Here is a 13,519-nt window from a genome sequence, read left to right as displayed (position 1 = left end):
ATCCGGCACAGCCCGCCCACCGCGGGACACCTCACGAAAGCGTGATGCTGCCATGACCAGAGTGCTCGTCACGGGCGGAGCGGGCTTCATCGGCTCCCATTACGTGCGCACCCTGCTGGGCCCCGGCGGACCGGGGGATGTGACCGTCACCGTCCTGGACGCCCTGACGTACGCGGGCAACCGGGCCAATCTCGCCCCGGTCGCGGGCCATCCCAGCCTCACGTTCGTACACGGAGACATCTGTGATGTGAAGCTGGTCGACGCGCTGATGGCCGATCACGACCAGGTGGTGCACTTCGCGGCCGAGTCCCACGTCGACCGGTCCATCCGCGACGCGGCCGGCTTCGTACGGACCAACGTGGTGGGGACGCAGAATCTGCTCGACGCCGCCCTGCGCCATGAAGTCGGTCCTTTCCTGTACATCTCCACCGACGAGGTCTACGGCTCCATCGAGAGCGGATCCTGGACCGAGAGCTCCCCACTTCAGCCGAACACCCCCTACGCGGCCTCCAAGGCGGCCGGGGACATGCTCGCCCTGTCCCAGCACCGGACCCATGGCCTGGATGTCCGTGTCACCCGGTGCTCCAACAACTACGGCCCGTACCAGTTCCCGGAAAAACTGATCCCGCTGTTCGCCACCCGGCTGCTGGACGGCCAGGAGGCCCCGCTGTACGGCGACGGCGGCAACATAAGGGACTGGCTGCATGTGGAGGACCACGTCCGCGCCGTCGAGCTGGTCAGAACGCGGGGCCGCGCCGGCGAGGCCTACAACATCGGCGGCGGCACCCTGATGTCCAACCGGGACCTGGTCGACCTGATCGTGCGCGCCTGCGACGCGGACTGGGACCAGATCCGGTACGTCGAGGACCGCAAAGGCCACGACCGCCGCTACTGCGTGGACCACACCCGCATCACCGAGGAACTCGGCTACCACCCCACGGTCGACCTCACGACCGGCCTGGCCGAGACGGTGACCTGGTACAGGACCAACCGGTTCTGGTGGGAACCGCTGCTCGCAGACGCGGTACTGACCTGACCCGGAGCGCCGGGGCCCAGGTTTCAGCCACCCGCACCTCAGGCGCCCGCGAGATTTTCTCAAGCGGGCCGCTCCATTTTCACGATATGCCGGGTCCGGCCCGGTGCATGGTCATTCTCTCGACGCAAAACCCATGGAGGCGCCATGTCGGCACCGTCCGTTCCCGTAGTGCCCGACACATCGTCATCCAGGCTGCGCTCGCTCACCGGGATGCGATTCATAGCCGCCTTCATGGTGCTGATCTGCCATATAGGGATCGTCCTGGTACCTCGCGTGCAGAAGCCCTGGCTCAGCTGGACCGAGCCCTACTTCTACGCGTTGGGGCCCACCGGAGTGGTCTTCTTCTTCGTCCTCAGCGGATTTGTGCTGACCTGGGCGGCGCGGCCCGGTGACACCGGCAGACTCTTCTGGCGCCGCCGCCTGGTGAAGATCTATCCGAACCACCTGGTCACCCTGGGCGCTGCCCTGGCTTTGATGCTCATCGGCGGCCACGCGGTGACGACGGCCAACACCGTCCCCACCCTGTTCCTCGTGCAGAGCTGGATTCCCGACCAGGAGGTCGTGCTCAACTACGCCTCCAACGCCCCCACCTGGTCGCTCGCTTGCGAGCTGTTGTTCTACCTGGCTTTCCCCGCGCTGCTCCCGCTGCTGAAGAAGATCCGTGCCGAGCGGCTGTGGCTGTGGATGGGCGGTGTCGCACTACTGATCTGCGCGCTGCCGTTCGCCGCGCTGTTGCTGCCTCAAGCGCCGATGATGACGAACACCGACGTGCCATGGTGGCCATTGTGGTTCACCTACTATTTCCCCATCAGCAGGATGCTGGAATTCATGCTGGGGATGCTGACGGCGCGGATCGTGCTCAGTGGGCGCTGGATCGGACTACCGCTCGTCCCGGCCATACTGCTGGCAGGGGCGAGCTTCGTCGTCACCGCCGGGCTGCTGCCGGAGATGTACAGCCAGACATCCGCGATTGCGTTCTTCATCGCCCTGCTCATCGCCGCCGGCGCCACCGCCGATGTGCGAGGCCACCGTACGCTCTTCCGCAACCGGACCATGATTTTCCTCGGCGAAATCTCCTTCGCCCTGTACATGGTGCACTGGCTGGTCATTCTGTACGGCCCGATGAACATGGCCGGAGCCGGCGGCTGGATGGCCCAGTCGACGGTCTCCCGGGCCTTGGTCGACGCGGGCCTGACCGTGGGGATCACCTTGCTCCTGGCGTGGTTGCTCTATCGGCTCGTCGAGCGCCCCGCGGTGCGCCGCTGGTCCCGACCCGCCGCGTCTGCAAGGTCCTCGCCGCGCGCGGACGTGGGGATCGGCCGGTGACCGGAGCTGCGCGGCGGCCGATCCGGAAGAGCCGAGAGTAGGCAGACGTTTTCCGGCTGGAGTACTAGTGGTCGTGGGCGGCCGCCGCGCGATCCGGATGATGCGGCTCGTACCCCGGGATCGTCCCGTCCGGCTTCGCCACCAGAAACAGCCCCGCCATCCCCATGTCCGAGTGACTCTGGACGTGGCAGTGATACATCCACGCCCCCGCACCCACGTGCTCGCCCGCGATGATCTGGAAGCCGAACGAGTCCGCCGGGCCCGTGATCTTGTTGTCGATCACGCGGCTGACGTCGGCCGGGCCGTCCAGCAGGCCCGTCCTGTTGTCCGCCCAGCGGTGACCGTGCATATGGAACGTGTGGTAGTACTCGCCGTGCGTGATCATGATGATCTCGACTCGATCCCCCACCGTGGCCCGGAAGTTGGGGCTGGCGTTCGCCGGCTTGTTGTTGATCGTCATGTCGTTGAAGACGATGGTGAACTGCTTGTCCGGGAGGATGTCACCCTTCCTGCGGACCACCACCGGGCCGTAGAGGCCCTTACGGATGCCTCCCGTGCCGTGGTCCGTGCCCACCACGTGGTCGTGGTAGTGCCAGTAGCCCGCGCTGCCCGCTCGCCAGGTGCCGTCCGCGCGCTTGCCCGGAGTGTGGGTGCGCCAGGTGTACGTGCGGGTGGCGCCGGGTTCGACATGGCTCTTGCTCAGCTTGGTGCCGTCGTTGGCGATGTCGTAGTCCACGCCGTGGGCGTGCAGGCTCACCGGCATGTCCATCGCGTTCTCGAAGTCGATGTGCAGGGTGTCGCCTTCGATCAGTTCGATCAGCGGGCCGGGGATCGACGCCTTGCCCTTCTCCAGGCCGTAGCCCATCTGACCATCCGGCAACTTCTCCGCGTACAGCTTGAGATGGCGTATCCGGCCGCCGGCCGGGGCAGTCTTCGGTGCGCCCGCCGCCGACACGGCGCCGGTCGCGCTCGGGGCCGAAGCCAGCGACAACGATGTCACACCCGTCGCCGCGACCGCGCTCCCCGCGAGCAGTCGCCGGTTGAAGCTCCGTCTGTCCATGCCGAACTCCCCAGTTCTGTACGGAGATTGACGGGGCGCAAGTGACCCCGGGGACGAGCACACGGTAGCCGGGGGATCTTCGTTTATCCACACCCAGGACAAAGTTCGTGCCATTGCGGTCTTACCTATTGGCGAACCGCGAAAAGGGGTCTAGTTTCCAAGGCTGTTGTTGTGACCAAAGAGGGGTACGTGACCACATGCAGCGCGCACCACATCACAGGTCGAGATCCCGAAGAAGCGGACTGGCGGCGGCCCTTGGGGTCGGCGCACTGACCGTGTCCCTGCTCGGCGGCGGCGATGTCGCCGCGGCCAGGCCCTATCCGGAACCGCCTTCGACAACGTTGTCCCTGCCGTCGCCTCCCGGCGGCCAGAATGTACGGGTCCTCGTCTTCCACGCCTCCGCCACCGAGGAGTCGCCGACCGTCAACGCGGGTATCGCGGCGATCGAGACCATCGGGCAGACCGGTCCGGCCGCAGGCCGGTTCAAGACCGAAGCCACCGACGACGCCTCCATGTTCACCAATGCCACCAAGCTCGGCAGGTACAACGCGATCGTCTTCCTGACGGGCGGCGGCGATGTGCTCGACCCGGAGCAGGAAGCCGGGCTCGAGACGTATCTGGAGGCCGGTGGAGGTTTCCTGGGCATCCATGACGCGGCGCGCACCGAGCCGTACTCCGACTGGTTCACCGGGCTGATCGGCGCCCGGCCGGCCGGCGCCCCGAGCGCGGTCCAGCGCGCGACGGTCGAGGTCGGCGACCGTCAGCATCCGGCCACCAAGTCGCTTCCGCTGCAGTGGAAGCGACCCGACAAGTGGTTCAACTGGGCGGCCAACCCGTCCGGCAGCGTGCACACCGTGGCCCGCGTCAAGGAGAACTCGTACAAGCCCGGCGTCGGCGCCAACGGCTGGGACCATCCCGTCTCCTGGTGCCGTGACTACGACGGCGGCCGCTCCTTCTACACCGGCATGGGCGGTACGGTCGACAGCTTTGCCGAGACCGACTTCCGCGACCATCTGCGCGGCGCCATCGCCTGGACCACCCGCCTCTCGCGCGCCGACTGCAAGGCCACCATCAACGCCAACTACACCGCCGAGCGCGTCACCCAGCCCAACCAGCCGGGGCAGAACGACCAGATCGGCGAGCCGCACGGCCTGGTCACCGCTCCCGACGGCCGGGTGCTCTACATCGGGCGCGGCGGCGCCGACTCCAGCAAGCCCGTCGTGACCGACTGGAACAACCCCGACATGGGCAAGGGCCAGGGCGAGATCCACGTCTACGACCCGAAGACCAAGAAGGTCACCCTCGCCGGAGCCCTCACGATCTTCGGCAACAAGGGCGGCGGCGATGAGCTGATCAAGGTCGAGGAGGGCCTGCTCGGCATCGAGCTGGATCCCGGCTTCATGACCAACGGCTGGGTGTATCTGCACTACACGCCGCACTCCCGGATCAACCGTGACACGCATATGGCCGAGCGCCACGTCTCCCGCTTCACGCTCGACCTGGCCACCGACAAGCTGGACCTGGCGAGCGAGAAGGTACTGCTCAAGTGGCCGGTGCAGATACACAGTTGCTGCCACGCGGGCGGCGGTATGGCCTGGGACTCGCAGCAGAATCTCTACATCGCCACCGGTGACAACAACTCCTCCGGTTTCAGCGGCGGCTACTCCGGCAACAACCCGGAGCCGAACTTCAAGGGCGTGTCCTTCGCGGACGCCCGCCGCACCGCGGGCAACACCAACAACCTCAACGGCAAGATCCTGCGGATCCACCCCGAGGACGACGGAACGTACACGCTCCCGGCAGGCAACCTCTTCACGGGCCGGGAACCGGACGAGGGCGGCGGCAAGACCCGCGGCGAGATCTATGTGATGGGCGTGCGCAACCCGGCACGTATCTTCATCGACAAGTCGACGGACATCCTCTACGCGGGCTGGGTCGGCCCGGACGCCGGCGCGCCGTCGACGACCTGGGGTCCGGCGAAGTACGACACCTTCGCCGCCATCACCAAGCCGGGCAACCACGGCTGGCCGTACTGCATGGGCAACAAGCAGCCCTACCGCGACCGCAATCTGCCCGATCCGAGCAAGCCGCTCGGCTGGTACAACTGCGACGCCCCGAAGAACGAGTCGCCCAACAACGACGGCCTGGTGAATCTCCCGCCGATCACCTCCAACACCATCTGGTACTCGCCGCAGGGCGGCGGCGTGGACTATCCGCGCGACGCCAACGGCATCCCGAGCTACAAGGTGGAGGAGCAGAAGATCCTGATGCCGTGGCTCAGGGGCGGCGGCCAGGCGACCATGAACGGTCCGGTCTACCGCTACGACGCGGCCGGCACCAGCAAGGACAAGTGGCCTTCGTACTGGGACGGCAAGTGGTTCGTCGGTGACTTCTACGACGGCGACCAGCCGCGGCACGCGGTGCTGACCGACCCGAAGACCGTGGGCAAGGGCGGCATCCCGGTGCACGCCGAATCGCTGAAGAAGATCATCCCGGTGGGCGCAAGCGGCATTCGCAACCTCATGGACTGGAAGTTCGCGCCGGACGGCTCGCTCTACGTCCTGGACTACGGGCGCGGATTCTTCACCTCCGACTCCAGGTCGGCGCTGTGGCATGTGACGTACAAGGGCGGCGAGCCCACGCCGTCGGCCGACAAGCTGGCACGGAAGGCAGCGCAGTGAGACACCTGAGACACAGAACGGCGAGCTTCTGGACGGCCCTGCTGGCCGCCGTGACCATGGTCCTGGGGCTGACGTCCGCGGTCGCGTACGGCCAGAGCGACGACCGGGTCGCCGACCAGGTCCTCACCTGGACGGCCGGCGATCCGACCGAGCGCTATCTCTCCTTCCCCACCACCGCGGTGGCGGGCAGGACGACGATCGTGTTCGAGAACAGCAAGGCGACCGGTAACACCACCGGTATGCCGCACACGCTGACCTTCGACGTCTCCGATCCCGAGTACAACAACGACGTACCGCTGAACATCCTCGCCAATCCCGGTGACGACCAGGGCGGCAGGCACACCGCCGAGGTCACGCTGGCCCCCGGCCGGTACCGCTTCCACTGCACCATCCCCGGCCACGGCTCCATGCAGGGGATCCTGAACGTCACCGAAGGCGGCGGCGAGGACACCACCGCGCCCGACACGACCGCGAAGGTCGACGGCGACAAGAACGCCGAGGGCGCATACGTCGGCCAGGCCACAGTGACCGTGTCGGCGACCGATGCGGGATCGGGCGTGGACAAGATCGAGTACGCGGTCGGGGCTGACGGCCCCTGGCAGCCGTACACCGCGCCGGTGGTGGTCAACGAGGTCGGCACGCACAAGATCCGCTACCGGGCCGGTGACAAGGCGGGGAACGTCGCCGCGGAGAAGTCGGTCGACTTCACGGTCGTCGCCCCGCCGACCGACGACAAGACACCGCCGGAGACCTCGGCTACGGTCAGCGGCGAGAAGAACGAGCAGGGCCAGTATCTGGGGATGGCCACGGTCACCGTGACCGCATCCGACACCGGCTCGGGCGTCAACAGCATTGAGTACGCAATCGGTGCGGCCGGCGCCTGGCAGCCGTACACCGCACCGGTGATGGTGCACGAGGCGGGCACGCACAAGGTCCGCTACAAGGCGACCGACAAGGCCGGGAACGCGGCCGCGGAGAAGGCCGTGGACTTCACGGTCGTCACGCCGCCCGCCGAGGACAAGACCCCGCCGGTGACCTCGGCCGCGGTGAGCGGTGAGAAGAACTCCGACGGCGCGTTCATCACCAGCGCCAAAGTGACGCTCACCGCGACCGACGCGGACTCGGGGGTCGACAAGGTCGAGTACTCCCTCGACGGCGGCCCGTACCTCGCGTACACCTCTCCCGTCATCGTCGACCGGGTGGGCTTCCACACCGTGCTGCACCGGGCGACCGACAAGGCGGGTAACACTTCCGAGGCTCAGAAGGTGTCGTTCACGATCGCGGAGGGCGGCGGGGTGCCGGCGCCCAACTGCCCGGAGTTCGACGAACGGTTGACGGTGATCGTCGGCACGGTCGACACGGGTGTGCCCAACCGCATCACGCGCAGCCGCTGCACCATCAACGAGCTGATCGAGGACGAGAAGGACTGGTCCTCGCACGCGCTGTTCCTCAAGCACGTGGACAAGGTGCTCGACAAGCTCCTCGCGGACGGCGTCATCGACCAGCGCGAGCACAAGAAGATCTACCGGGCGGCCAAGCAGTCGGGCATCGGCAAGCCGGGCCAGAACAACGGCTACCGCCATCTGTTCGACGGTACGCAGGCGTCCTTCGGCAAGTGGCAGCATGTGGGCGGCGGGTCGTTCGGACTGGGCGCCGACGGTTCGATTACCAGCGGCACCACCAAGGGTGGCCTGGGCATGCTGTGGTTCCCGCAGCGGCAGTACGGGGACTTCTCGCTGAAGCTCCAGTGGCGGGACGACGCGCCGGGCTCCGGCAACGCCAACAGCGGCGTCTTTGTGCGCTTCCCGTACGTCCACAACAACCCGGAGGAGCCGCGTCCGGAGTGGGTCGCCATCAAGTACGGCCACGAGGTGCAGGTTCTGGATCGGCCGGACGGCGACATGTACAAGACCGGCTCGATCTACGGTTTCGACCGGGTGGGGCTGGGCGGTGCGGGCGTGACGCCCAAGGGCACCTGGAACGACTACGAGATCCGGGTGGTCGACCAGCACTACTCGGTCTACCGAAACGGCGTCCTGATCAATGAGTTCGACAACACCGGCGGCCAGGAGTTCATCCCGCCGCGCGGCGACGATCCGGGCACGGACGGCCGGCGGTACGCCTCCGGCTACATCGGACTCCAGGTCCACGGCACGACGGATGTGATCTCGTACCGCGACATCCGGGTCAAGGAGCTCTAGCACCGGACCTTGCCGGTCGTTGCCGGACCTGCCGGACCTTGACCGACGAAGGCCCCCTTCCCGCGCCTAGGAGGGGGGCTTCTTCGCGCGGCTCGGCTGCACCCGCTTCGGCTCGCCCGGCATCTTGGGATAGTCCGGCGGGTACGGCAGGTCGCCCAGACCGTGGTCGCGCTCGTCTTTCGTGGCCAGCTCCAGGAGGCTGCCCAGGGAGAAGGCGTGGTCGTCCATGTCCGCGTGCACATCGCCCAGTTCGGCATAGCGCACGGGCATGGTGGCGATGTCGAAGTCGAGCGGCGAGACGTCGTCGATCTCGTCCCAGCGCAGTGGCGCCGAGACGGGCGCGTGCGGGCGGGGGCGTACGGAGTAGGCGGAGGCGATGGTGCGGTCGCGGGCGGTCTGGTTGTAGTCGACGAAGATCCGCGCGCCGCGCTCCTCCTTCCACCAGGCGGTGGTCACCCTGCCCTCCATGCGCCGTTCCAGTTCGCGGCCGACGGCGATGGCCGCGCGCCGTACCCGGGTGAAATCCCAACGCGGTTCGATCGGCACGAACACATGGAGACCACGGCCGCCCGAGGTCTTGGGCCAGCCGCGCAGTCCATGCTCGTCGAGGATGACGCGCAGCTCGTGCGCGGCCCTGACCGCGTCGGCGAAGTCGGTGCCGGGCTGCGGGTCCAGGTCGATGCGCAGTTCGTCGGGGTGGTCGACGCCGTCCCTCCGTACCGGCCAGGGGTGGAAGGTCAGACAGCCGAGGTTCGCCGCCCAGATCACGGCGGCGACCTCGGTGGGGCAGATCTCGTCGGCCGAGCGTCCGCTGGGGAAGGAGATATGGGCCGTGGGGATCCAGTCGGGGAGGTTCTTGGGGGCGCGCTTCTGGAAGAAGGACTCGCCGCCGACGCCGTCGGGGTAGCGCTCGAGGGTGGTGGGACGGTTGCGCAGGGCGCGGATGATCCCCTCCCCCACGACCAGGTAGTAGCGGGCCACGTCCAGCTTGGTGAAACCACGCTCGGGAAAGTAGACCTTGTCCGGACTGGACAGCCTTACGACACGTCCGCCGGCTTCCAGTTCAACCGCTGCACCCATGTGCGCCACGGTAGGCCGAGCGCGGATATGCCGCATATCGTGCAGAATCTGGAGCATGGATCTGCCCGTGATGCCACCCGTGAAGCCGATGCTGGCCAAGCCCGTGAAGAAGATCCCGCCGGGCATGCAGTACGAGGCGAAATGGGACGGCTTCCGGGCGATCGTCCACCGGGACGGCGACGAGGTGGTCATCGGCTCCAGGACCGGCAAACCGCTCACCCGCTACTTCCCCGAGCTGGCCGCCGATCTGCTGGCCAACCTTCCCGACCGCTGTGTCGTCGACGGCGAGATCGTCATCGCCCACGAGGGACGCCTCGACTTCGACCGGCTCACCGAACGCATCCACCCGGCCGAGTCCCGGGTGAAGCTGCTCGCCGAGCAGACCCCCGCCAGCTTCGTCGCCTTCGACCTGCTCGCCCTCGGTGACGAGTCCCTGCTCGACACCCCGCTCGCCGAGCGCCGTGCCCTGCTCGCCGACGCGGTCGCGGGCGCGCGGGCGCCCGTGCATCTCGCGCCCGCCACCACCGACGCCGCGCTGGCGCAGGAGTGGTTCGAGCGGTACGAGGGCGCGGGACTCGACGGGATCATCGCCAAGCCACTGGACCTGCCGTACCGGCCCGATGCCCGTCTGATGTTCAAGATCAAGCACGAACGCACGGCGGACGCCGTCGTCGCCGGCTACCGCTTCCACAAGAGCGGACCCGTCGTCGGCTCGCTGCTCCTCGGCCTGTACGACGGCTCGGGCGCGCTCCAGCACGTCGGCGTCTGCGCCGCCTTCTCCATGAAGCGGCGCAAGGAGCTGCTCGAGGAGCTGGAACCGCTGCGGATGGATCCCCCCGCCGGACATCCCTGGGCGGCGTGGACGGACGAGACCGCCCATGAGAGCGCCCGGCTGCCCGGCGCGCAGAGCCGCTGGACGGGCAAGAAGGATCTGTCGTGGGTGGCGTTGCGGCCCGAGCGGGTGGTCGAGGTGGCATACGACCACATGGAGGGCGACCGGTTCCGGCACACCGCCCAGTTCCGCCGCTGGCGTCCGGACCGCGAGCCCGCCGACTGCACCTATGCGCAGCTGGAGGAGCCGGTGCGGTACGACCTCTCAGAGGTACTGGCTCCCTGAGGTGACCAGGGTCCGTCGTCGGGGGCAACTCACCGCCCAGCGTGGAAGTTCGTCGACCGGAGTCACGTCGGCCGCGCATGCGGCAGCAGTGACGGGCCGCCACCGTCCGTCACCGTCCTTGCGCATCGGGACGGCCGATTCGGGGGCCTGGCCCGCGTTCGCGTAAGGTATGTCGGCGGTGCTGCCGGAGGCGGCCGGCGCCGCTGTCCCTGACGATGTCGACCGGGACGCGGTCGGCGAGATCGCCGCGCTGTTTCGCCCTCTTCAGATCCTTGCGTACCCGCATGGTCGGCTCCCGTTCGCGGCTCGTGGACGGTGAGTTGACGGGACCTCAGCACTTACCCGACCTCGTCCGGTACGTATGGAGGGGTGGCCGCCGACCGCCGGCGCCCGACACAGAAGCAGAGAAGGAACTACACGTGACCGCGTCGCCCCTGATCCCCGTACCGATCCCTGATCGCGTCGCCGCGCTGATCGGGTCCTGCATGCCGATGCACGTCCTGCAGGCGGAGATCGACGCCGAGTGCGCCGCACGTGAGGTGTACCAGTTCCGCGGCCCGCTGTGCGCCGAGGACCGGACGGACCGCGAGCACGCGCTGTCCGCGCTGGCCCTGGCCAACAAGGTGCTGGCCGCCTACAACCCGCTGCTGATCCTCAAGCCGGGGCGCGTCCACTGACCGGGCTCACCCCACGGACGAACCCTGGAAGGCGCGGCGGTAGGCGTGCGGGCTGGTGCCGACCTGGCGTTTGAAGCGGTCACGGAAGGCGGTCGGTGAGCCGAAGCCGACCTGGGTCGCGATGCGGTCCACGGAGTGCGCCGTCGTCTCCAGCAGATACTGCGCCTGGCGGATACGGGCGCGGTGCAGCCACTGCAGGGGCGTGGTCGCCGTCTGTTCACGGAACCGGCGGTTGAGGGTGCGGGTGCTCATGCCCGCCCGCGCGGCGATCTCGCCGAGGGTGAGTTCGCGCCGGGCGTTCTCCTCCATCCAGTGCAGCAGGGGTTCCAGGGTCGCGCCCTCCGGGCTCGGCGGCTGTTCATGGACGATGAACTGCGCCTGACCACCCTCGCGTTCCAGCGGCATCACCGAGAGCCGCGCCGCGTCCGCGGCCACCGCCGAGCCATGGTCCCTGCGGATCATGTGCAGACAGAGATCGAGTCCGGCGGCGGCGCCCGCCGAGGTCAGGAACTGGCCGTTGTCCACATAGAGCACATCCGGGTCCACCTCGACCTCGGGGTGCAGGGCCGCGAGCGCGCCCGCGCCGAGCCAGTGAGTGGTGGCCCGCAGCCCGTCCAGCAGGCCGGTGGCGGCGAAGACGAAGGCCCCGGCGCAGATCGAGGCGATACGAGTGCCGCGGGCTGCCGCGGCCCGCAGGGCGTCGAGCGCCTCGGGCGGTACCGGCACGGTCGGGTCCGCGCAGCCGGGCAGGATGATCGTGTCGGCCTCGGCCAGCGCGTCCAGGCCCCACGGCGCGCGCAGCGTGAACGCGCCCGCGTCGATCTCGTCCGATGGGGCGCAGACGCGGACCCGGTAGGCGGGCCTGCCGTCCGGCAGCCGGGTGCGGGCGAACACTTCGAGCGGGGTGGACAGGTCGAAGGCGATGACGCCGTCCAGGGCGAGTACGGCCACGGTGTGCATGGCCATAACGTAACCGCTGACCGGTTTCCGGCCAAGGGTCCTCCGACTGCGTGGCCCTGCCGTCTGCCCTGGTCGATCCGGGTGGCGAGAATCCGTTGGAAAGTGGCATTCATGCCACTGTCCCGCCCCCTGCGGCGCTCATTAGCGTCGGACCGGCGCCCCAGTCGGGGCTGCCCCTCCCCAGGCAAGGACTGGTGCCGGATGCTCGTCCAGATCGTTCTGTTCGACGGCTTCGACCCGTTGGACGTCGTCGCATCATACGAAGTGCTCGGCGTCGGCGGCATGGCCGCCGGCCGCGGCACGGTCCGGAGTGCCCGCGGCACGGTCCGGAGTGCCCGCGGCACCGTCCCCGTCCTCGAAGGCCGGCCGGCGTGACCAAGTTCCTGCTCATCGTTCACGTATTGGCCGCGATCATCGCGATCGGCCCGGTCACGGTCGCGGCCAGCGCGTTCCCCGCCGCCGTCCGCCGGGCCCAGGCCGAGCCCGACAGCGAGGGGGCGCTCGCTGTCGTGCGTAATCTGCACCGCATCTGCCGGGTGTACGCCGTCGTCGGTGTCGTCGTGCCCGTCTTCGGTCTGGCGACCGCCAACAGCCTGCATGTCCTCGGCGACACCTGGCTGATCGTCTCGATCGTGCTCACCGCGCTGGCCGCCGGCATCCTCGGACTGCTGGTGCTGCCTGGTCAGAGTGCGGTCCTGGAGGATCTCGGGGCCGTCGCGCCCGCCAGGCTCGCCATGTCCACGGGGGCGTTCAATCTGTTGTGGGCGACGGTCACGATCCTGATGATCGTGCGGCCCGGATCCACCACCGGGGCGTAGCCCGCCCTGACCGCCCTCCGCATACCTCCGGCCCGGGGCGGTGGGCCCGCCCGCGCTCACTCCAGGAAGACACCGTCGACGTACACCCAGGCGCCGCCGTGCCGTTCGAAGCTGCTGCGCTCGTGCAGTTCGCCACGCTTGCCGTGGTGCCGGTAGCGGACGCGGAAGGTGACCGTTCCGGAGGAGTGGAAGGGGCTGCCGTCCGTGGTCTGAAGGATCTCCAGCCCCTTCCAGTGCATACCGGGGTCGAGTTCGAGCTGCGGCGGCCGAGTCGCCGGGTGCCAGGTGCGCAGCAGATACGCGGCGTCCTGGGCGACGAAGGCGCTGTAGCGGGAGCGCATCAGCAGCTCGGCGGTGGGGGCTGCGTGCTCGCCCGAGTGGAAGCGGCCGCAGCACTCGCCGTAGGCCACGGGCAGCCCGCAGGGGCAGGGCGAGGTGTCGGTGAGGGCGGGCGCGTGGCCGCGCCCGGGGCGGGAGCTGCGTCGGGACATGGGTCCATTTTCCAGCCATTGAACGAATAGGCCCACGCGTGGCTTCCGGGTCGTGGGGGATCTCCGTATGCT

At 68.5% G+C, this 13,519-nt stretch carries 12 protein-coding genes; 8 read left to right on the top strand and 4 right to left on the bottom strand.

Annotated elements, in window-relative coordinates; genetic code table 11:
- Positions 1-52: 52 nt before the first annotated feature.
- Positions 53-1,036 carry a dTDP-glucose 4,6-dehydratase gene (gene rfbB, locus ACZ3H8_RS03875; RefSeq protein WP_467396969.1) on the top strand — a complete coding sequence of 328 codons (984 nt, stop codon included), beginning with the start codon at positions 53-55 and terminating at the stop codon, positions 1,034-1,036.
- A 144-nt stretch (positions 1,037-1,180) separates the two neighbouring features.
- Positions 1,181-2,362: an acyltransferase family protein gene (locus ACZ3H8_RS03870; RefSeq protein WP_467396967.1), complete on the top strand. Its 1,182-nt coding sequence runs from the start codon at positions 1,181-1,183 to the stop codon at positions 2,360-2,362.
- Positions 2,363-2,426: 64 nt separating this feature from the next.
- Here the strand turns inward: ACZ3H8_RS03870 and ACZ3H8_RS03865 are convergent, their stop codons facing one another.
- Positions 2,427-3,422, bottom strand: a complete 996-nt coding sequence (locus tag ACZ3H8_RS03865; protein ID WP_467396964.1) for a multicopper oxidase domain-containing protein — start codon at positions 3,420-3,422, stop codon at positions 2,427-2,429.
- A 197-nt stretch (positions 3,423-3,619) separates the two neighbouring features.
- Between ACZ3H8_RS03865 and ACZ3H8_RS03860 the strand changes: the two genes are divergently transcribed.
- The gene (locus ACZ3H8_RS03860) at positions 3,620-6,103 is read left to right on the top strand and encodes a ThuA domain-containing protein (RefSeq protein ID WP_467396962.1); all 2,484 of its coding nucleotides are present in this window, start codon (positions 3,620-3,622) and stop codon (positions 6,101-6,103) included.
- Positions 6,104-6,159: 56 nt separating this feature from the next.
- On the top strand, positions 6,160-8,304 hold the full coding sequence (locus tag ACZ3H8_RS03855; RefSeq protein ID WP_467397948.1) for an OmpL47-type beta-barrel domain-containing protein: 2,145 nt from the start codon (positions 6,160-6,162) through the stop codon (positions 8,302-8,304).
- Positions 8,305-8,370: 66 nt separating this feature from the next.
- On the opposite strand, the gene ligD is transcribed toward ACZ3H8_RS03855, so the two are convergent.
- On the bottom strand, positions 8,371-9,384 hold the full coding sequence (gene ligD, locus ACZ3H8_RS03850) for a non-homologous end-joining DNA ligase (RefSeq protein ID WP_467396960.1): 1,014 nt from the start codon (positions 9,382-9,384) through the stop codon (positions 8,371-8,373).
- 55 nt (positions 9,385-9,439) lie between these two features.
- Between ligD and ACZ3H8_RS03845 the strand changes: the two genes are divergently transcribed.
- Positions 9,440-10,501: an ATP-dependent DNA ligase gene (locus ACZ3H8_RS03845; RefSeq protein ID WP_467396957.1), complete on the top strand. Its 1,062-nt coding sequence runs from the start codon at positions 9,440-9,442 to the stop codon at positions 10,499-10,501.
- Between the two features lie 419 nt (positions 10,502-10,920).
- Positions 10,921-11,178 (top strand): hypothetical protein, encoded by a 258-nt coding sequence (locus ACZ3H8_RS03840; protein ID WP_467396955.1) that lies wholly within the window; start codon positions 10,921-10,923, stop codon positions 11,176-11,178.
- Positions 11,179-11,184: 6 nt separating this feature from the next.
- Here ACZ3H8_RS03840 and ACZ3H8_RS03835 read toward each other — a convergent pair whose 3' ends face one another.
- Positions 11,185-12,138 (bottom strand): GlxA family transcriptional regulator, encoded by a 954-nt coding sequence (locus tag ACZ3H8_RS03835; protein ID WP_467396953.1) that lies wholly within the window; start codon positions 12,136-12,138, stop codon positions 11,185-11,187.
- Between the two features lie 201 nt (positions 12,139-12,339).
- Here ACZ3H8_RS03835 and ACZ3H8_RS03830 point away from each other — a divergent pair, with 201 nt between their 5' ends.
- Positions 12,340-12,513 (top strand): hypothetical protein, encoded by a 174-nt coding sequence (locus ACZ3H8_RS03830; RefSeq protein WP_467396950.1) that lies wholly within the window; start codon positions 12,340-12,342, stop codon positions 12,511-12,513.
- Entirely contained in the window at positions 12,510-12,956 is a 447-nt protein-coding gene (locus tag ACZ3H8_RS03825) for a hypothetical protein (RefSeq protein WP_467396948.1), read from the top strand. The genes ACZ3H8_RS03830 and ACZ3H8_RS03825 overlap by 4 nt, the downstream gene beginning before the upstream one ends.
- Before the next feature lie 56 nt (positions 12,957-13,012).
- On the opposite strand, the gene ACZ3H8_RS03820 is transcribed toward ACZ3H8_RS03825, so the two are convergent.
- Positions 13,013-13,447, bottom strand: coding sequence for a YchJ family protein (locus ACZ3H8_RS03820; protein ID WP_467396945.1), 435 nt, complete (start codon positions 13,445-13,447; stop codon positions 13,013-13,015).
- Positions 13,448-13,519: the final 72 nt, after the last annotated feature.

It is taken from the genome of Streptomyces sp. NPDC002868 (genome assembly GCF_055563295.1).
This window is presented reverse-complemented; position numbering and strand designations above follow the sequence as displayed.

What these genes read in the sequence shown, in the direction of transcription:
- rfbB (WP_467396969.1), top strand. Translation starts at nt 53, where the DNA reads ATGACCAGAGTGCTCGTCACGGGCGGAGCGGGCTTCATCGGCTCCCAT.
- ACZ3H8_RS03830 (WP_467396950.1), top strand. Translation starts at nt 12,340, where the DNA reads ATGCTCGTCCAGATCGTTCTGTTCGACGGCTTCGACCCGTTGGACGTC.
- ACZ3H8_RS03820 (WP_467396945.1), bottom strand. Translation starts at nt 13,447, where the DNA reads ATGTCCCGACGCAGCTCCCGCCCCGGGCGCGGCCACGCGCCCGCCCTC.
- ACZ3H8_RS03835 (WP_467396953.1), bottom strand. Translation starts at nt 12,138, where the DNA reads ATGCACACCGTGGCCGTACTCGCCCTGGACGGCGTCATCGCCTTCGAC.
- ACZ3H8_RS03865 (WP_467396964.1), bottom strand. Translation starts at nt 3,422, where the DNA reads ATGGACAGACGGAGCTTCAACCGGCGACTGCTCGCGGGGAGCGCGGTC.
- ACZ3H8_RS03855 (WP_467397948.1), top strand. Translation starts at nt 6,160, where the DNA reads ATGGTCCTGGGGCTGACGTCCGCGGTCGCGTACGGCCAGAGCGACGAC.
- ACZ3H8_RS03870 (WP_467396967.1), top strand. Translation starts at nt 1,181, where the DNA reads ATGTCGGCACCGTCCGTTCCCGTAGTGCCCGACACATCGTCATCCAGG.
- ACZ3H8_RS03860 (WP_467396962.1), top strand. Translation starts at nt 3,620, where the DNA reads ATGCAGCGCGCACCACATCACAGGTCGAGATCCCGAAGAAGCGGACTG.
- ligD (WP_467396960.1), bottom strand. Translation starts at nt 9,384, where the DNA reads ATGGGTGCAGCGGTTGAACTGGAAGCCGGCGGACGTGTCGTAAGGCTG.
- ACZ3H8_RS03845 (WP_467396957.1), top strand. Translation starts at nt 9,440, where the DNA reads ATGGATCTGCCCGTGATGCCACCCGTGAAGCCGATGCTGGCCAAGCCC.